The sequence below is a fragment of the Anaeromyxobacter sp. K genome, from assembly GCF_000020805.1.
Taxonomy (GTDB): Bacteria; Myxococcota; Myxococcia; order Myxococcales; family Anaeromyxobacteraceae; genus Anaeromyxobacter; species Anaeromyxobacter dehalogenans.
This window is the reverse complement of record NC_011145.1, coordinates 3,124,154-3,142,308: the sequence shown is the minus strand read 5'-3', so window position 1 is coordinate 3,142,308 and position 18,155 is coordinate 3,124,154. Positions and strand designations below refer to the sequence as shown.

Here is an 18,155-nt window from a genome sequence, read left to right as displayed (position 1 = left end):
CGGAGGACCCGAGCCATGGCTTCCCCCACCGCCGAGCGCATCGCCGAGCTCTCCCGCCGCCTGGAGGCGCTCCGGGGGTCGCTTTGACGTCGAGCGGAAGGAGCTGAGGGTCGCGGAGATCTCGAAGCTCTCCGAGGACCCGGCGTTCTGGACCGACAACGTCAAGGCCCAGGCGCTGCTGAAGGAGAAGGCCCAGCTCGAGCAGGTGACCCAGGCCTGCGCCGCGGTCCGCCGCGCGCTCGACGACGCGCAGGCGCTGAGCGAGCTCGCCGAGGAGGCGCGCGACGACGCCACCCGCGCCGAGGCGGCCGAGGCCGCCGAGGCGGTGGGCCGCCAGCTCGAGGGGCTCGAGCTGCAGAAGATGCTCTCCGGCCCGCACGACGCGGCCGGCGCCATCGTGGAGGTGAAGAGCGGCGCCGGCGGCGTGGAGGCGATGGACTGGGCCGCCATGCTGTACCGGATGTACGTGCGCTACTGCGAGCGGCGCGGCTGGGAGGTCGAGCCGGCCGACCTGGTCGCGGGCGAGGAGGCCGGGATCAGCTCCGCCTCGTTCATCGTCCGCGGCGATCACCCCTACGGCTGGCTGAAGGCCGAGAAGGGCGTGCACCGGCTGGTCCGCATCAGCCCGTTCGACCAGAACGCGCGCCGCCAGACCAGCTTCGCGGCGGTGGACGTGACCCCCGAGATCGAGGACGACATCGTCATCGACATCAAGGAGGCCGACGTCCGCATCGACACCTACCGATCGTCGGGCGCCGGCGGCCAGAAGGTGAACAAGACCGACTCCGCGGTGCGCATGACGCACCTGCCCACCGGCATCGTGGTGGCGGTGCAGAACGAGCGCAGCCAGCAGAAGAACCGCAGCGTGGCCTGGAAGATCCTGCGCGCCAAGCTCTACGACCTCGAGGAGAAGAAGCGCGCGGCGGCCCGCGACGCCGCCGAGGCGCTGAAGAAGGACATCGACTTCGGCTCGCAGATCCGCAGCTACGTGCTGCAGCCCTACCAGATGGTGAAGGACCTGCGCACCGGGGTGGAGACGGGCAAGGTGGACGACGTCCTGGACGGCGACCTCGACCCGTTCATCCAGCCCTACCTGATGGGCGTGCGGCGCACCGACCGCGCCGTGGACGAGTGACCCCGGCCCGGCGCCGCTACCGCGGCGTGTAGACGATGGGCTGCCGCGCGAGCGTGAAGCGGTCGATCGCGTCCACCGCCCAGCCCGGCAGCCCGAGCAGCTTCACCCCGCAGCCGGAGGGCTGCCGGCCGGTGGTGGCGCTCTTCTCGCGCACGAACGCGACCTCGCCCTCGAGGTCCAGCTTGCGCCCGTCGGCGAGGCCGAGCCGCACCTGCAGCCGGGTGCCGACCGCCGGGGGCAGCGCCGTGGCGATGAACACGCCGCCGGAGTCCACCCGGCGCGTCGCGCCCACGTAGAAGTTGTGCTCCGAGACCAGGCTGACGTTCACCTCGACCCGGGTGACGCTGGGGCGGGCCTTCGGCTCGTCCTCCAGCTCCTCGTCGATGAGGGCCATCAGGTCCACCGACGGCGCGCGCGGCCGCGACAGGGGTGGATCCGGGACGAGCACGGACGAGGCCGCGCGCAGCACGTCGGCCGGGGTCGCCCCGGGCGGCGGCGGGTTCGGCGGGGCAGGGGGCGGGGCGCTGCCCGGCAGCCGCTCCATGACGACCAGCGGGCGCGAGAGCACCTCGGCGCGCGCCAGCGCGCGCTCCGCGCCCGCCACCGCCGCGAGCGGCTCCACGATCTCGCGCGACGGCGCGACCATCACCACCCGCACGCCGACGCGGGCGGCGCTGGCGGCGGTGGTGAGCGCGGCGCCCCAGGTGCCGTCGGGCACCGCCGGGAGCAGCAGCACCACCGTGTGCGGCGCGGCGGCGCGCACGAACGACTCGAGCTCCCCGGGGCCGGGGAGGCAATAGACCGCGTGCCCCGCACGCTCGAGGTGCAGGTGCAGCGCGATGGAGACGTCGGCGTCCGAGCCCACCACCAGAACGCGCGACGCCGCTGGGGCGCCGGCGGCGATCACGCGGGGCGGCCTCCGGTCTCCATCATGATCCGCCGCTCCAGGTCGGCGCGGTGCGTCGCGTTCGCGAGCGCGGTGTCGAGGCCGATGCGCTTCGCCTCGTGCAGCCGGTACAGGTACTGATCGAAGCTGTGCATGCCCAGGTCGGCGCCGGCGGTGTCCATGTACGTGCGCAGCTCGTTGACCTTGGAGCCGTCGCGGATCAGCTCGCGCACGCTGGTGGTGGCGAGCAGCGACTCGACCCCGGGGATGAGCCCGGTGGCGTCGGCGCGCATGAGCAGCCGGAGCGCGATGACCGCCTGCAGGTTGTCGGCGAGCCGCGCCCGGACGCTGTCCTGCTCGTCGGCCGGGAACAGGCCCACGATGCGCCCGACCGCGCGGGGCACGTCCGGCGTGTGCAGCGAGGTGATGACGAGGTGGCCGGTCTCCGCCGCCTTCAGGCAGATGTCGGCGGCCTCGCGGTCGCGCAGCTCGCCCACCATGATGATGTCGGGGTCCTGCCGGAGCGCGGCGCGCAGCGCGTCGCTGTAGCTGGCCGTGTCCGAGCCGACCTCGCGCTGGATCACGAGGCCCTTGCCGCCGGCGAAGATGAACTCGATGGGATCCTCGACCGTGACGACGTGCAGCCGCTCCTGCTGGATGATCGTGTTGATGATGCTGGCGATGGTGGTGGACTTGCCGTTGCCGGTGGCGCCGGTCACGCAGATGAGCCCGCGGCGCGCCTCGGCGATGGTGCGGATGACGGGCGGCAGGTTCAGCGTGTCGAAGTCCGGGATCTGGAACGGGATGGTGCGCATCACCGCGCCCCAGCTCCCGCGCTGCTTGAAGATGGACGCGCGGAAGCGCGACACCCCGGGCAGCGAGTAGCTGCGGTCCACCTCGCGGAAGTCGAGCGGGGTGAACCCGGAGCCCGGCGCCTGGAGGACGAAGTTCGCGATCGCCTCCGTGTCGGCGTGCGTCAGCGGCGGGTACTTCGCGGCCAGCAGCTCCCCGAACACCCGGTAGGTGGGGGGGTAGCCCACCTCGAAGTGCACGTCGCTCGCCTGGCGCTTCACGGCGAGCTGCAGGAACGAGTGGAACAGCTCCTCGCTGAGCGGACCCTGTCCTTCCATAAGACGGTGAGTCTAGCGTCAACCGGGGGGCGCGGCCAGCAAGGTCGCGGGCCGCGCCCCCGCTTCCTCACCGGACCGTGCCGTCGGCGCGGGCCTTCCTGCCGGCGCGGTTCGCCTGGACGGTCACCGCCCCGGCCCGCAGCCCGGTCACCACGCCGGCCCGGGAGACGGTCGCGATCGACTTGGTGCCGGAGCTCCAGACGCTCTGCCGCGTGACGTCGAGCGTGCTGCCGTCGCTGAACGTGCCGGTGGCGGTGAGCTGCGCCGTTCCGCCCACCCCCACGTCGAACGGGGAGGGTGACACCGCCACCGAGACGAGCCGGGCCGAGCCCACCGTCAGCGTCGCCTCGCCGGTCACGCCGCCGAGCGCCGCCGAGATCCGGGCGGTCCCGGGCGCCACGCCGGTGGCCGTGCCCGCGCCCGTCCCGGTGGCCACCACCGTCGCCACCGCCGGGTCGGCGCTGATCCAGACGGCGCTGCCGGTGAGATCGTGCGACGAGCCGTCGCTGTAGGTGCCGGTCGCCTGGAACCGGACCTGGTAGCCCGCGGGCACCGACGCGGCGCCGGGCGTCACCGCGATGGACCGCAGCGCCGCCGCGCGGACGGTCACCGCGGCCGAGGCGGTCCGGCCGAACAGCGTCGCGCTGACGGTGGCGTCGCCGGCCGAGAGCGCGCTGACGAGCCCCTCGCTCCCGGGCGCGTTGGAGGGCGCCGCCACCGCGGCGGCGGAGGACACCCACGCCACCTGCGCCGTCAGGTCCTGGGTCGAGCCGTCGGAGAACGTGCCGGTCGCGGTGAGCGGTCCGGAGAGGCCCACCGGCAGGTCGAGCGCGGCCGGGGACACCGCGAGCCCGGTCAGCCCGGCCGCGGTGACCGTCACCGCCGCCGCGCTGGTGAGGCCGCCGAACGCCGCCGTGACGGTCGCGGTGCCCTCGGCGGCCCCGGTGACCACCACGCCCTCGAGGCCGGGCGCGGAGAGCGTCACCTCCGGCCCGCTCGTGTCCCAGGCCGCCTGGGCGGTGAGGTCCGCGGAGGTGCCGTCGGAGTAGGTCCCGAGCGCGGTGAACGCGGTCGAGGTGCCGCGGGCCAGGGTGGCGGCCCCCGGGTACACGTCGAGCGACTCGAGCGTGGCGGCGGTCACGCTGACCGTGGTGGCGCCGCTCACCCCTGCCAGCGTGGCCGAGACGGACGCGTCGCCGGTGGCGGCCGGGTGCACCAGGCCGGGCGACGGCACGGCCGCGACCGCCGGGGCGGCGCTCTCCCAGGCCGCCTCCGCGGTCACGTCGCGCGCGCTGCCGTCCGAGAACAGCCCGGTCGCGGCGAGCTGCAGGTCGGCGCCGAGCGGCAGGCTCGGGAACGGCGGGGTCACGACGATCGATTGGAGGACGGCCGAGGTGACCGTCACCTCGCTGGCGCCGTGCAGCCCGGACCAGCGCGCCCCCAGCGTCGCCGCGCCGGGCGCGACGCCGGTGACCTCGCCGGCCACCACCGCGGCCGTGGCCGGCGCCGAGGACTCCCAGGCGGCGGTGGCGGTGACGTCCCGCTTCGAGCCGTCGGAGAAGGTGGCGATCGCGGTGAGCCTCTCGGTGAAGCCGGCCGCGAGCGTGGTGGCCGCCGGCGACACCGAGATCGACCTCGGGACCGGCGTGCCGCCGGCGGGCTCCTGCGGCGCGGACGGCGCGGACGGCGCCGGCGCGCCGCCGCCGGACGAGCAGGCCGCGAGGGCCGCGGCGGCGAGCGCGAGCGTGGCGAGGCGCGCGACGTGCGCGCGCCGGAAGGCGGACTTCGGCTGCATGGATCCCCCGATCCGTGCGCCCGGCGCCCGGGTCCCCCGACCCGGCGCGACGAGGCGTGCAGGGGATGCTGCCAGGGGGGCGATCGCCTGGCCACCCGCGCGACCGCGCGACGCGCGATCGCGGCACGCACCAAGGCGGCAGGGCCGAGGGTGCGCGAGCGTCGCGCCGCGGGCGCCGTCCCTCGGCCGGTCAGGCCGGCACGCCGGCCGCCCGGAGCACGTGCGCCACGAACTCGTCCTCGGGGACGGCGCCGACGAACTCCTCGACGTCGTTCACGATCGTCTTGGGCACGCCCATGACCTGGTACCGCGCCGCCAGGTCGGGGAACTCCTGGGCCTCGATGGCGTCGGCGACGACGTGGGCGCTCTCCACCGCGATGGCATGGGCCAGACCGGCCGCCTGGGGGCAGTACGGTCAAGTGGGCGTGAAGAACACCTTGATGTGCACCGGTCGTGAGATCCGGGCGAGCGCCTCGCGCGAGGCGGGCGACAGCCCGGACTCGCCGCGCGACACGTCGATGATGCCGTTCACGAGGTTCGGGAACTCGTGGCCGGCGGGCGCCCCGAGGTAGCGCACCCGCCCGCGCGCCGCGCCGGAGAGGAGCGTGAGCGGGCCGACCTCGTCCGTCGCCAGCCCGAGCGCCTCGCGCTGCGCGGGGGTGGGCAGGTCGAGGTACTCGAACGCGAGCTTGGGCGACAGCGCCGCCACCTCCTCCAGCAGCTGGCGGATCTGCGGGGTGAGATCCCGCGCCGGCGGGGCGAGGGCGCTCGGGCCGACGAGCGTCAGCTTGACGTCGCCCTGCAGCGCGCCTTCCAGCTCCGCGCGGATCTCCTCCGCGTCGTCCTTCCCGATCAGCGCCATGTGGCCTCCGCGCGGCCTCCGGGCCGCGAGCGTCCATACCTAGCGCCGGGCCGGCGCCGGCGCACGCGCCCGGGCGCTCGGCGGTGGTCCGCGCCGGGCGCCGGTCCTAGCTTTGACATCGTGCACGTCGCGATCGTCTCGACTCCCTTCGTGGCGGTGCCGCCCCCGGCGTACGGCGGGACCGAGCTGGTGGTGGACGCGCTGGCCCGCGCGCTGGTGCGGGCGGGGCACCGGGTGGCGGTGTTCGCGACCGGCGACTCCCGGGTTCCCGGGCTCCGCGCGACCTTCGAGGCGCCGGTCTGGCCGCCCGAGCCCTACGCCGAGCTGCTCCACTGCCGCTTCGCCGCGGCGGAGATCGCCCGCGGCGGCTTCGACGTGGTGCACGCGCACCTCCCGGCCATGCTCGCGTTCGCCGGCGCGCTGCCCGCGCCGGTCGTCTACACCCTGCACCACGCGCCCGACCCGGCGCTCGCGCGCTTCTACGCGCGCGTCCCGGCGGTGCTGCGCGTCGCCATCTCGCGGCGGCAGGCCGAGCTGTCCTCGCCGCCGGCGCACCGCGTGATCCACCACGGGCTCGACCCGGCCCTCTACCCCGACGTGCGCGAGGGCGACGGCGGCGGCGGCGCGTTCTTCCTGGGACGGCTCTCCTGGTGCAAGGCGCCCGAGGTGGCGGTCGAGGCGGCGCGGCGGGCGGGCCTGCGCATCGACGTGGCCGGCGACGTGCACGGCGAGGACGACCACCCGGAGGCCTGGGACGAGGAGGTGCTCTCGCCGTCGCTGGCGGCGCCGCACGTCTCCTGGGCGCGGCGCGCCGGCCTCGCGGACAAGCGGCGCCTGCTGGCCCGGGCCCGCGCGCTGCTCGTGCCGCTGCGATGGGAGGAGCCGTTCGGGCTGGTGATGATCGAGGCGCTGCTGGCGGGCTGCCCGGTGGTGGCGTTCCCGCTCGGCGCCGCGCCGGAGATCGTGGTGGACGGGGCCGACGGGTTCCTGGTGCGCAGCGCGGCGGAGATGGCGGCGGCGCTCGGGCGCGCGGCGCGGCTCGATCGGCGGGAGATCCAGCGGCGGGCGCGCGAGCGGTTCTCGGCGGACCGGATGGCCGCGGACTACGTCGCGGCGTACCGGGCCGCCGCGGCGCGCGCGGAGCCGACGGTCCCCGCCGTGGGCGAGGGGGGAGAGTGGACGACGGTCGCACCGTGATGGCACGCCCGGAGGAGCTGCTCGGCTACGCCGACCCGTCCGACCGCCCGGAGGCGACCGGGGTAGACAAGCTCGTCCTGAAGCGCGGCAACCTGTTCCTGGTCGCCAACCGGCTCGGGGACGTGATGCCCGCCGGCGCGCGGGACCTCGGCCTGTTCCTCACCGACACCCGGCACCTGTCCGCCTGGCGCATGTCGGTGTCCGGCGGGCCGCTGCTCTGCCTGTCGTCGCAGGTCTCCTCGGACTACGTGGCCCAGGTGGACTTCACCGTCACCAGCCTGCACGAGGGCGACCTGCTCGGCCGCGAGCCGCTCAACTACGTCCACCTGCGCCGGGACATGCTCATCGACGACGTGCTGGTGGACCGGCTGGTGCTCACGAACTTCCAGGGCAAGGCGGTGGACGCGTGGATCGCGCTCGAGTGGGCGGCCGACTTCGCGGACGTCTTCGAGATCCGGGGCGCCCGCCGCCGCGAGCGCGGCACCTACCACGCGCCGCGGGTGGAGCGGGACCAGGTGGTGCTGCGCTACGACGGCCGCGACGGCCGGCGCTACGCCACCGAGGTACGGATCCGCGGGGTGGGGTCCGACGGGGCGCCGGCGGCGCTCGCCTCGCTGGACGCCCGGGGCGCCCGCGTGAGGCTGCACCTCGAGCCGGCCGAGCACGTCGAGGTCCACTTCGCGGTGGCGGCCGGCATCGAGCGCGGGGCGCCGGGGCGGGCCCGCGGCCTCGACGAGGAGCGGCCGGTGCCGCCGCCCGCGCCGCGGTCGTTCGGCGCCCGGGCGTCGTGCACGCGCGAGGCGTACTCGGCGTACGCCGCGCAGGCCACCCGGTTCGTCGCCTCGAACGACCTCTTCACCTCGGCGCTCGAGCAGGCGGTCGCGGACCTGAAGGCGCTCACGGTCTACCACTTCGGCGCGCCGGTCATCTCCGCGGGCATCCCCTGGTACACCTGCCCGTTCGGCCGCGACGCGCTCATCGCGGGGTACGAGGCGCTCGTCGCGCAGCCCGAGGTGGCGCGCGACGCGCTCCGGTTCCTGGCGCGGCTGCAGGGCGAGCGCGACGACCCGAGCCGCGACGAGGAGCCCGGCAAGATCCCGCACGAGATCCGCTTCGGCGAGATGGCCGCGGCCGGCGAGGTCCCGCACACGCCGTACTACGGCTCGGTGGACGCGACGCCGCTGTTCCTGGTGCTGCTCTCCGAGTACGACCTGTGGACCGACGACCACGAGACGGTGGAGGCGCTGCTCCCCGCGGCGGAGCGCGCGCTCGCGTGGATGGATCGCTGGGCGGATCCCGACGACGACGGGCTGGTGGAGTACCAGCGCCGCACGCAGCAGGGGCTGCGCAACCAGGGCTGGAAGGACAGCCACGACGGCGTGCCGTTCGCGGACGGCACGCCGGCCGAGCCCCCCATCGCGCTGGTGGAGGTGCAGGGCTACTGCATCGACGCGCGCCGGCGCATGGCGGCGCTGCTCCGGCGCAGGGGGCGGCGCTCCGAGGCGCAGGCGCTGGTGACGGCGGCGCGGCTGCACGCGGAGCGGCTGGAGGAGCGCTTCTGGATGGAGCGGAAGGGGACCTACGCCATCGCGCTCGACCGCGACGAGCGCCAGGTGGACGCGGTGACCTCCAACCCGGGGCACCTGCTGTTCTCGGGCGCCGTCTCCGACGCGCGCGCGCACCAGGTGGCGGCGTCGCTGCTCGGGCGCGAGTCGTGGAGCGGGTGGGGCATCCGGACGCTCGCGGCCGGCCAGCGCGCCTACAACCCGCTCAGCTACCACGACGGCACCGTGTGGCCGCATGACAACGCGCTCTGCGCCATGGGCATGGCCGCCTACGGCATGACGCGGCAGGCGGGGCAGGTGCTGACCGGGCTCTGGGACGCGGCGCAGCACTTCCGCCAGCTCCGCATGCCCGAGCTGTTCTGCGGCCTGTCGCGCTCGGCGGGGCAGTTCCCGGTGAGCTACCCGGTGGCCTGCTCGCCGCAGGCGTGGTCCTCGGCGGCGTGGTTCCTGCTCGTGCGGGCGGTGCTCGGCCTGCAGGCGGACGCGCCGCGCCGGACGCTGCGCGTGGTGCAGCCCTGGCTGCCGCCCTGGCTGGACGAGCTGGTGCTGCACGGGCTCCGCGTCGGTCCCGCCCGGGTCAGCCTCCGCTTCACGCGTGGCAAGGCGAACGCGTTCGCCGAGGTGCTGGAGATCCAGGGGGGCGACCTGAAGGTGCGGATCGAGGTCTGAGAGCACGAGAACCCATCCCCTCCCGTCGCCGCGGCGGCCGATCCGCGTCGCATCGCGTCGTTGCTCCTCCCTCACATGCCGACGGGCATGCTCGGTCGTCGCGCCTCGCGCTGCTCGCGTCTCGACCGCCTGGCTCGGTCCGGGGATGGATTCACGCGCTCTGAGCCGGCCCGGTCCGCATCGCCGCAGGGGTCCGGGGAAATGAAGCGGGCCGCGCTCGCGCGCGGCCCCGCCGGCGCACCCGCGCCGGGCACCACCCCAGCAATGTCCGCCGCGCGTCCCGCAGGACGGCTGCGGCGGTGGAGAGGATCGAGCGGCCGGCCTCGCTTCGATCAGGACGTGCGACGGGAGGCGGGCCCCGCGCTTCGAGCGTTTGGCGGGAGCTGCGTGACGGCGGGGTCCATGGCCGGCCTCCGGCGGGACTCGCGCTCCCCAGCTACAATCCGCGTGCCGCGGCCCGCCGGGCGGGCGCGTCCGTGAAATCCGGCGATTGCGCACGCCCGGGCCGGGATCGGGCTGTAATTCGGTGCGTCGCAGGCGACAGGAAGGTCCGGCGCCGATGGCAGGAAGGCGTTCGGCTCGCCCCGCCCCCGCCGCGGGGTTAGGCTTGGCGGGCCGCCCGGGCGCGGCGGCGGAGGGGCGATGTTCGGATCGGTCGACGAGGTGTCCGCGAAGCTGGCCGAGGCGGGGTACCTGCCCTCGCGCGAGATCGCGACGGCGGTCTACCTGGCCGACCGGCTCGAGAAGCCCGTCCTGGTCGAGGGCCCCGCCGGCGTGGGCAAGACCGAGCTGGCGCACGCGTTCGCGCGGGCGGCCGGCCGCATCGTGATCCGGCTGCAGTGCTACGAGGGGCTGGACGAGTCCAAGGCGCTGTACGAGTGGGAGTACGCGAAGCAGCTCCTGTACACGCAGCTCCTCAAGGACCGGATCGGCGCCGCGGTGGAGGGCGCCGGCAGCCTCGCCGAGGCGGCCGACCGGATCGCCGGAGAGGGGAACGTGTTCTTCAGCGAGCGGTTCCTCGTGCCGCGCCCGGTGCTGCGCGCGCTCACCAGCGACCGCCCGGCGCTGCTCCTGGTGGACGAGATCGACAAGGCCGATCCGGAGTTCGAGGCCTTCCTGCTCGAGGTGCTGTCGGACTGGGCGGTGACCGTGCCGGAGCTCGGGACCGTCCGCGCGCGCCAGGTCCCGCGGGTGGTGCTCACCTCCAACGCGGCCCGCGATCTCTCCGACGCGCTGAAGCGGCGCTGCCTCCACCTGTTCATCGACTTCCCGACGCGCGAGCGCGAGCTGGCCATCGTGCGCGCCCGCGCGCCGGAGGCCTCCGAGGCGCTGGCGCGCTCCGTGGTGGCGACCGTCCAGAAGCTCCGCACGCTCGACCTGAAGAAGGCGCCCTCGATCTCGGAGACGCTGGACTGGGTGCGGGCGCTCGCGATCCTGAACGCGGAGCGGCTCGACGCCGCGCTGCTCGACCAGACGCTCAACCTCGCGCTCAAGTACGAGGCCGACGTGGCGCTCGCGCGCGAGCGCAAGGGCGAGCTCGCCGCGGCGGCGCAGCTGGGCTAGGCCGAGCGCGCGGCGAAGCCGCTAATCATCCTGCTCGGGCGTCGCCTTCCGCTGGCGCGAGGGGACCTGGACGCGCTCGCCGGACGGCAGCGCGAGCGCGGTGAGCTTCCCCCCGTAGACGCACCCGGTGTCGATCCCGACGCACCGGACGCCGGGCGCCGGCTCGTCCACCACCACCTCGTCGCGCGCGTGGTGCCCGTAGACCACCGAGCTCGGCCCGGTCCACCGCTCCGCCCAGCGCACCACGCCCGGCTCGCCGCCGTGCTCCCGCGACACCGGCTTGCCGCTGGCGTCGAGGAAGCGCAGCCGTATGAGCCAGTCCGGCGGCTGGCGCGAGAGCGGGCGGCCCGGCAGCAGCCCGCCGTGCACCGCGAGCCATCCGCCGTCGAGCCGGAGCGCGCGCGGCAGCGCGGCCATCCAGGCCAGGTCGTCGGGCGAGAGCCGCAGGTGCTCCTCGGTGCGCCGGGGATCGAGCCGGACGGGGTTCCGGTGGCGCGGGTCCTCGCGGCGCCGCGCCTCGTGCGCCGCGTAGCGGAGGTGCTTCTCCTCGTGGTTGCCGAGCAGGCAGTCGGCGCCGAGCGCGCGGACGCGCCGGACCACGCCCACCGGGTCCGGGCCGCGGTCCACCAGGTCGCCGAGGAACACCAGCCGGTCGCGCATCGGCTCGTACCGCGCGGCCGCGAGCAGGTCCTCGAGCTCCCCCAGGCAGCCGTGCACGTCGCCGACGACGAGGGTGCGCGAGGGGGCCATGGCGGGCGCAGTGTACCCCGCGGAAGGGCGGTGCCGCGAAAGGACTCCACGCGAACGTGGCGCCATCAGCGCTGCGGCCCGGCCCGACCCTGGACCGAGGTGGTGCGCGCCGGGCGAGGGTCGAGGCTGCCCGGGGACGGCGGGGGATCGAACCAGCCGCCGTAGCGGACGTCGATGACCTCGTCGTCGAGCGTGCCCCCGGCGCTGCGGGCGGCGATCCGCCACTCGCCCGCCACCCGGGCGACCAGGTACTCGCTCACCGAGCTCGCGAGCGAGCGGGCGCCCGCGCCGCGCCACCAGCGCTCCCGGACCGTCACCACCGCCGTGCCGCGCGGGGCCCGCCGCACCGCCAGGAGCTGGAAGGACTCGAGCACCGTGCCGCGCGCGGCGTCGGCCCACGGTGCGAGCGGGTGAGACCCTCCCGCCGCCGTGGCGCGGTCGGCGTCGTCGAGGGCGCGCGGGGCGGTGAGCGCGCGCGCCCCGCCGTAGCTGCCCGGGGCCGGCGCGCCGGCGCGCCCCCGCACGGCCGGGGCGCGGGGCCCGGCCAGGCGCACCGCATCGAGATATCGGAGCACGCAGCGGGCCGGCCCGCGCAGGAGGTTCTCCGGGGGCGCGTCCGGGGCGGGCGCGACGGGGCCCGCGGCGGCGGCGACGGCGAGGAGCAGCGGGAGGAGGGGCATCGGCGGGAGCGGGCGCAGCAGCGCCGGCGCCGACACGTTCGGTCCACCCCGGGGCGGCGGCAATCCCGCTCCCCGCCGCGGCCGACCCGGCCGGCGTGGCTCCGATGTGCGCGGATTCCGCGGGAAGACCGATGCCTAGATTGACGCGGGGGCAGGTTACACTCGGCTGCCCGGAGCGGGAGCCCTCCCGCGGTCCACCATGGAACCCACGAAGCGCGTCCTCATCGTCGAGCCCGACCACGCGTTCGCGCTGTCCCTGGCGTCGCTCTTCCACGAGGACGGGTGCGTCACCCGCCTCGCCGCCAGCGCCGCCGAGGCGGAGCTGGAGGTCGCGTCGCACCGGCCCGACCTGTGCGTGGTGCGCGCCGAGCTCCCCGACCTGTCGGGCTTCTCGCTCTGCGCGCAGCTCCGGCACGACCGCGCCACCGCGCGCCTGCCGGTGATCCTGTACGCGTCGGAGACGGCGCCCGAGGCGCTGGCCGAGCACGCGCGCACGCCGTGGGCCGCGAACGGCTACCTGGCGATGCCGCTCGACACCGAGGCGCTCCGCAAGCTCGCCGGCGGGATCCTGGCCGCCGCCGAGCCCGAGCCGGAGAGCGCCGACGACGCGGTGCTGCCGGACGACGAGGTGCAGGCGCTCGACGCCGAGCTGGAGGCGGCCCTCGATCCGGAGGCGCGCGCCGCCGGGCCCGCGCCCGAGGGCGGCGCCGAGGCGGCCCCCGACGCCGCCGCCGCGCCGCCGCCCCCGCCGGCCGCGGAGGCCCCGCCCCCGGTGCCGCGGAAGCCGCTGCGCTCCACGGTGACGGACGAGGACCGGCTGTTCGTGGACCGCGTCTTCCAGTCGATCTCGGAGCGCCGGGAGGACCTGCTGGCCGACGCGCACCGGCGCCGGCCCCCGCCGCGGCGCGAGCTGCTGCAGACGCCGGAGGGCAGGGCCGAGCTGCTGCGCGAGGACCTGCGCTGGCGCGAGGCGCAGCTGGCCCGGCTGGGCGAGATCTGGGCGGTGCGCGAGCGCGAGCTGGCCTCGTTCGACGCCCGCATGCACGAGCGCGAGGTGGAGGTGCAGGCCGCGAAGCTGCAGGTCGAGGACCTGCTGCGGCGGCTCTCCGAGGCGCGCGACCTGTTCGTGGAGAAGGAGCGCGAGTTCGGCGCCTCCATCGACGGGCTCCTGCTGGAGAAGTTCGGGCAGGAGAAGGAGCTCATCGAGGTCGTCGCCGGCAGCGAGCGGCGCATCCACGAGCTGGAGCGCGAGGTGCGGCGCCGGGACGACGACCTGGCGCACCGCAAGGTCGCGCTGGACCGCGCGCAGGAGGAGATCGTCCGGATGGACCGGGCGGCGCGCGCGGAGGCGGCCCGGGCCGAGGCGCGCGAGCGCGAGCTGCAGGACGAGATCTCCCGCCGGACCGAGGAGGTCGCGGCCGCCGACGAGGCGCTCGCGCAGGCGCGGCGCGCGGCGGAGGACGCGGCGCGCGAGGCCGCGGCGCGGCTGGAGGAGCAGACCGCGGCGCGCCGCGCGCTGGAGGAGGAGCTGGCGCGGGTGCAGCAGGAGGCCGCCGCCAGCGAGGGCGACCACGAGCGCCGCCACGCCGAGGCGGCGGCGCGCGAGGCGGCGCTCGGCGCCGAGCGCGATCGGCTCCGCACCGACGCGGAGCGGGACCGGGCGGCGCTGGAGGCGCGGCTGCAGGCGGCGGAGGCCGCCACCGCCGAGGTCGAGGCGGAGCGCGACCGCGCCCAGGAGGCCGCGCGCGACAACGAGGCGGCGCTGCAGGCGCGCATCGACGAGCGCGAGGACGCGATCCGCGAGCGCGAGCAGCGGCTGCGCCTGCTCGACGAGGAGTACAAGCGCTTCCGGGACACCGCCCGCGGCCGCGAGGAGGACCTCGGCCGGGAGATCCAGGACCACCTGCAGCAGATCGGGTCGCTGGAGGGCGAGATCGAGGGGCTGGCGCGCGAGCTGGCCGAGCGCGAGGAGGAGGCGCGCGCCGAGGCCGAGGCGCTGCGGGCCGACCTGGAGGCGGAGCGCGCCGCGGCCCGGGCCGCCGCGGTCGAGGCCGCGCGGGAGGCGGCGGAGCGCCTGGAGGCGGCCGAGGCGGCCGGCGCCGCCGCGGCGCGCGAGCGCGACCGGGCCCGGGAGGAGGCGGCGGCCGTCGGCCGCGCGCTGGCGGCGACGCGCGAGGAGGCGGCGGCCCGGGAGGCGGCGCTCACCGAGGAGCGCGACGCGCTGCGGTCCGAGGCGGAGCGCCAGCGCGGGCTGGCGGAGGGCGCGGGCCGGGAGCGGGACGCGCTCCGGGCGGCGCTGGCGGCGCGCGAGGAGGCGCTCGCGGCCGAGGCCGGGCGGGCGCGCGAGGCGGCCGCGGCGCGCGACGCCGCCCGCGCCGAGGCGCGCGCGCTGGAGGAGCGGCGCGCGGAGCTCGCGGCGGCGCTGGCGGAGACCGAGGCCCGGGCGCGCAGCGCCGAGGACACGGTGATCGCGGCGCGGGAGGAGATCGCCCGCGCCACGGCGAGCGCGGCCGGTGAGGCGTCGGCCGCCGCGGCGCGCGAGGCGGCGCTCACGGCCCGCGAGGCGGAGGCGCGCGCCCGCGGCGAGGCGCTCGAGGCCGAGCTGGCCGAGGCGCGGGCGGCGTTCGAGGCCGGGCGGGCGGAGTCGGCCCGCGAGGCCGACGCGCTCCGGGCCGCCGCGGCGCAGGCGGAGGCCGCGCGCGACGAGGCGCGCCGGCAGGCGCAGCGGCGCGAGGGCGAGCTGGGCACGGAGCTGGCGGCGCGCGCGGAGGCGAGCCGGAGGGCGGAGGCGCGCGCGGAGGCCGCCGAGGCCGAGGCCGCGGCGCGCGCCGATCGCGTGGCGGCGCTGCAGCGCGAGCTGGCCGAGGCGCGCGAGGTGCGCGAGGCGCTCTCCCGCGAGATGGAGCGGAAGGTCGCCGAGCTGGGCGCCCGGCTGGAGGAGCAGGGCGGGCTGCTCGCGGCCAGGTCGAGCGAGGCGGACCGGCTGCAGGGCGAGCTCTCCGCGGCGCGGCAGGCCGCGGCGGCGCGCGAGGCCGAGCTGGCCGGCGAGGCCGGGCGCGCCGCGTCGCGCGCGGAGGAGCTGGCCGGGCTGCTCGCGGACGCGTCGCGGGAGCGCGACGAGGCGAGGACGCAGCGCGACGCGCTCGCCGCGGAGCTGGAGGCCGCGGGCGCCGAGCGCGGGGGCCTGCGGGAGGACCTGCGGCGGGCGGAGGCGGCGCGGCAGGCGGCCGACGCCGAGCGGGTGCGCCTGGAGGCGGAGCTGACGCGCGCGGCGGCCGAGCGCGCCGAGGGCGAGGAGCGGTCCCGGGCGCGGGCGGCGGCGCTGGAGGCCGAGCACGCGCGCCGCGAGGACGAGCTGCTCTCCGAGCTGGCGCGCAAGACCGAGGCCGCCGAGGCGCTGCACGCGCGCTTCGAGGAGCTGTCGCGCGAGCGCGCCCGCCGCGAGGAGGACCTGCAGGCCGAGCTGACCGCGCGGGCCGAGGGGCTCCGCGCCGCCGAGCGGCGGGAGCGCGCCGCGGCCGAGGAGGCCACCGCGCGGGCCGAGGAGGACCGGCGGCGGATCGCGGAGGCCGACGAGCGCGCGACCTCGGCCGCGGCCGGGCGCGACGCGGCGGAGCGGGCGCTGGAGGAGGCGGAGCGGCGGGCAGAGCAGGGCGCCGCCGAGCGCGCCGCCGCGGCGGAGCGGGCCGAGCGCGCCGAGCGGCGCGCGGGCGAGCTGGACCAGTCGCTCGCCGCGGCGCTGCGCGAGCGGCAGCGCGTGGAGGCCGAGCTGCTCGGCCGGCTCACGCGCGCCGAGGCCCGGGCGGCCGAGCTGAAGGTCCGGGCCGAGCAGGCGGCGCGCGAGGCCGCCGGCGCCCAGGCCGGGCGCGCGCGGGTGCTGGAGCTGGAGGCGGCGCTCGCCGCCGCGGGCCAGGCGCGGGCGCGGGCCGAGAAGGACCTGGCGGCGCGGGCGGCCGCGGCGGAGGCGCGCGCGGCGGAGGCGGCCCGCCGGCTGGATCAGCTCGGCGCAGAGCGGCGCGAGGCGGAGGGGCGCGCCGCGCGCGCGGTCGAGGAGGCGCAGGCGCGCTTCCGCGAGGAGCTGCAGCGGCGCGACCAGGCGCGCGCCCAGGAGCTGTCGCGCCTGCAGGCGGCGCTGCAGGAGCGGGCGCGGCGGGAGAAGGCGCTGGAGCTCGAGGTCGCGCGGCTGCGCGGCGGCCGGAACGTGGCCTCCCCGGCGGCCCCCGGCGTGGCGACCGCGGAGGCCGGGCCGGCCGCCGCGGTGAAGGATCCGGTCAAGTAGCGGACGCAGCCCGTCGCGCCGGGCGAGCGGAGCGGGCGCCGGCGCCCGCGCGGCGCAGCGGACCCGGCCAGCAGGGTGGGGCGGGGGCGCAGCCCCGTCCTAGGCGTCCGCCTCGGCGTCGGCGGTCGTCCGCACGTCGCGGCGCCGGCCGGGGTGGACGCGCATCCCGGCCTCGTGGGCGCGAACGGCGTCGCGCCCGGCCCGCTTCGCCGCGTACAGCGCGGCGTCGGCGGCGTCGATGAGCGCGCCCAGGTCCCTGGCGTCGTCGGGCCACACCGCCACGCCCACCGAGATGGTCACGCGGCCGCGCTCCGAGGCGTCGTGCGGGAGGGCCGCGGCCTCCACCGCCTGCCGCAGCTTCTCGGCCGCGAGCAGCGCCGCCGCGCGGTCGGCGCGCGGGAAGATCACCGCGAACTCCTCGCCGCCGTAGCGGGCCACCAGGTCCACCTTGCGCACCGCCCCCGCGAGCAGCTCCGCGACGCGGCGCAGGATGCCGTCGCCGGCCGCGTGCCCGAACGCCTCGTTGAACTGCTTGAAGCGGTCCACGTCCACCAGGGCCAGCGCCATGGTGTGGTCGAACCGCTCGCAGCGCTCCCGCTCCATGTCGAGCCGCGCGAACAGGCTGCGCCGGTTGTGGACGCCGGTGAGCGCGTCGCTCTGCGAGAGCCGGACCATCTTCTGGTGCAGCCGGGCGTTCTCGATGGCGAGCGCGGCCTGGCCGGCGACCGACTCGAGCAGCCGGACCTCGTCGGGCGGGAACGCGTCGGTGGCGGGCCGGAAGAACGCGAGCACGCCGGCGCAGTCCTCGCGGTGGATCATGGGCACGGCCAGGATCGAGCCCTGCGCCTCGCCCTGCCAGGCCAGCACCGGCCGGCGCGGATCGGCGCCGGTGTCCTTCACGAGCACGGTCGCGCGCTCGCGCACCGCCCAGCCGGCCGGGCCCTCGCCCGCCCGGATGCGGACGCCATTCGCGGACTCGGGCAGCCCGGACACGCTCCGGACCACCAGGTCGCCGGTGCCCTCCTCGGCGAGGAGCAGCGCGAACGCGTGGTCGCCCAGCCCCCGGCCCACCAGCTCGGTCAGCGTCGCCACCAGCCGGTCCAGCTCGAGCGTGCCGCCGAGCCGCCGCGCCAGGTCGAACAGCAGCGTCAGCTCCTTCACGCGCGCCTCCAGCTGCGCCGTGAGGACGCGCTCGCGCTCGTCCTCGATGCGCCGGGCGTGCAGATCGGTGAGCGCCGCCAGGGTGGTGTTGAACGTCTCCGCCACCATCCCGAGCTCGTCCGGTCCCTCCACCGGCAGGCGGTAGAGGTAGTCGCCCTCGCGCACGTGGCGCAGGCCGGCGGCCAGCCGCTGGAGCGGCTGCTCGATCACCCAGCGCATGGCCAGCGCGAACGTCACCCCCATCAGCGCGCCGAACAGCAGGATGGCGATCACCGCGATGCCGTAGACCGGCTCGAGGTCCGGCGCGGCGAAGCGGGTCCGGTGCCGCAGCCAGAGCACGAGCGCCAGCGTGAACGCCAGCGAGGGGAGCCCCACCGCGACGAGCAGCTTGCGGCCGAGGGAGCGTCGGATCGAGCGGAGCATGGGCAGGACCGGCAAGCGTAGTGCCCGCGCGGGAGGCGATCAAGGACCCCCGCACCCCTG

The 18,155-nt window shown here is 77.1% G+C and carries 12 protein-coding genes; 5 read left to right on the top strand and 7 right to left on the bottom strand.

Translation table 11 applies throughout. The features are described 5' to 3' along the window. Positions 1-15: 15 nt before the first annotated feature. Positions 16-1,135, top strand: a protein-coding gene (gene prfB, locus ANAEK_RS14140; RefSeq protein WP_012526813.1) for a peptide chain release factor 2 whose coding sequence is annotated in 2 segments (ribosomal slippage) — positions 16-84 and positions 86-1,135 — 1,119 coding nt in all. Because the reading frame shifts where the segments join, the coding sequence is not laid out codon by codon here. 16 nt (positions 1,136-1,151) lie between these two features. Here prfB and ANAEK_RS14135 read toward each other — a convergent pair. The 4 genes from ANAEK_RS14135 to ANAEK_RS14115 all read right to left on the bottom strand — a co-directional run bounded on the left by ANAEK_RS14135 (position 1,152) and on the right by ANAEK_RS14115 (position 5,808). Further along, on the bottom strand, positions 1,152-2,042 hold the full coding sequence (locus ANAEK_RS14135; RefSeq protein ID WP_012526812.1) for a PilZ domain-containing protein: 891 nt from the start codon (positions 2,040-2,042) through the stop codon (positions 1,152-1,154). Then, positions 2,039-3,151 (bottom strand): type IV pilus twitching motility protein PilT, encoded by a 1,113-nt coding sequence (locus ANAEK_RS14130; RefSeq protein WP_012526811.1) that lies wholly within the window; start codon positions 3,149-3,151, stop codon positions 2,039-2,041. Before ANAEK_RS14130 ends, ANAEK_RS14135 begins: the two co-directional genes overlap by 4 nt. A 67-nt stretch (positions 3,152-3,218) precedes the next feature. Beyond that, positions 3,219-4,946, bottom strand: coding sequence for an Ig-like domain-containing protein (locus ANAEK_RS14125; protein WP_012526810.1), 1,728 nt, complete (start codon positions 4,944-4,946; stop codon positions 3,219-3,221). 190 nt (positions 4,947-5,136) lie between these two features. After that, complete coding sequence (locus tag ANAEK_RS14115) at positions 5,137-5,808, bottom strand: thioredoxin family protein (RefSeq protein ID WP_012526809.1); 672 nt, start codon at positions 5,806-5,808, stop codon at positions 5,137-5,139. A 120-nt stretch (positions 5,809-5,928) separates the two neighbouring features. Between ANAEK_RS14115 and ANAEK_RS14110 the strand changes: the two genes are divergently transcribed. The 3 genes from ANAEK_RS14110 (at position 5,929) to ANAEK_RS14100 (ending at position 10,802) form a co-directional block, all read left to right on the top strand. Then, entirely contained in the window at positions 5,929-7,005 is a 1,077-nt protein-coding gene (locus ANAEK_RS14110; RefSeq protein ID WP_012526808.1) for a glycosyltransferase, read from the top strand. Further along, positions 6,984-9,239, top strand: a complete 2,256-nt coding sequence (locus ANAEK_RS14105) for a glycogen debranching N-terminal domain-containing protein (RefSeq protein ID WP_012526807.1) — start codon at positions 6,984-6,986, stop codon at positions 9,237-9,239. The genes ANAEK_RS14110 and ANAEK_RS14105 overlap by 22 nt, the downstream gene beginning before the upstream one ends. A gap of 642 nt (positions 9,240-9,881) precedes the next feature. Next, positions 9,882-10,802 carry a MoxR family ATPase gene (locus tag ANAEK_RS14100; protein ID WP_012526806.1) on the top strand — a complete coding sequence of 307 codons (921 nt, stop codon included), beginning with the start codon at positions 9,882-9,884 and terminating at the stop codon, positions 10,800-10,802. A 21-nt stretch (positions 10,803-10,823) separates the two neighbouring features. Here the strand turns inward: ANAEK_RS14100 and ANAEK_RS14095 are convergent, their stop codons facing one another. Together ANAEK_RS14095 and ANAEK_RS14090 are read right to left on the bottom strand one after the other, a co-directional pair. Next, positions 10,824-11,552 (bottom strand): metallophosphoesterase family protein, encoded by a 729-nt coding sequence (locus tag ANAEK_RS14095; protein WP_012526805.1) that lies wholly within the window; start codon positions 11,550-11,552, stop codon positions 10,824-10,826. A gap of 65 nt (positions 11,553-11,617) precedes the next feature. After that, positions 11,618-12,232, bottom strand: coding sequence for a hypothetical protein (locus tag ANAEK_RS14090; RefSeq protein WP_232288219.1), 615 nt, complete (start codon positions 12,230-12,232; stop codon positions 11,618-11,620). 199 nt (positions 12,233-12,431) lie between these two features. On the opposite strand from ANAEK_RS14090, the gene ANAEK_RS14085 reads away from it, so the two are divergent. Beyond that, the gene (locus tag ANAEK_RS14085; protein ID WP_012526803.1) at positions 12,432-16,511 is read left to right on the top strand and encodes a response regulator; all 4,080 of its coding nucleotides are present in this window, start codon (positions 12,432-12,434) and stop codon (positions 16,509-16,511) included. 99 nt (positions 16,512-16,610) lie between these two features. Here the strand turns inward: ANAEK_RS14085 and ANAEK_RS14080 are convergent, their stop codons facing one another. Continuing rightward, positions 16,611-18,095, bottom strand: coding sequence for a diguanylate cyclase (locus ANAEK_RS14080; protein WP_012526802.1), 1,485 nt, complete (start codon positions 18,093-18,095; stop codon positions 16,611-16,613). Between the last annotated feature and the right edge of the window lie 60 nt (positions 18,096-18,155).

Coding starts and splice junctions, on each gene's coding strand:
- ANAEK_RS14130 (WP_012526811.1), bottom strand. CDS start 3,151: ATGGAAGGACAGGGTCCGCTCAGCGAGGAGCTGTTCCACTCGTTCCTG.
- ANAEK_RS14125 (WP_012526810.1), bottom strand. CDS start 4,946: ATGCAGCCGAAGTCCGCCTTCCGGCGCGCGCACGTCGCGCGCCTCGCC.
- ANAEK_RS14100 (WP_012526806.1), top strand. CDS start 9,882: ATGTTCGGATCGGTCGACGAGGTGTCCGCGAAGCTGGCCGAGGCGGGG.
- ANAEK_RS14095 (WP_012526805.1), bottom strand. CDS start 11,552: ATGGCCCCCTCGCGCACCCTCGTCGTCGGCGACGTGCACGGCTGCCTG.
- ANAEK_RS14090 (WP_232288219.1), bottom strand. CDS start 12,232: ATGCCCCTCCTCCCGCTGCTCCTCGCCGTCGCCGCCGCCGCGGGCCCC.
- ANAEK_RS14085 (WP_012526803.1), top strand. CDS start 12,432: ATGGAACCCACGAAGCGCGTCCTCATCGTCGAGCCCGACCACGCGTTC.
- ANAEK_RS14080 (WP_012526802.1), bottom strand. CDS start 18,095: ATGCTCCGCTCGATCCGACGCTCCCTCGGCCGCAAGCTGCTCGTCGCG.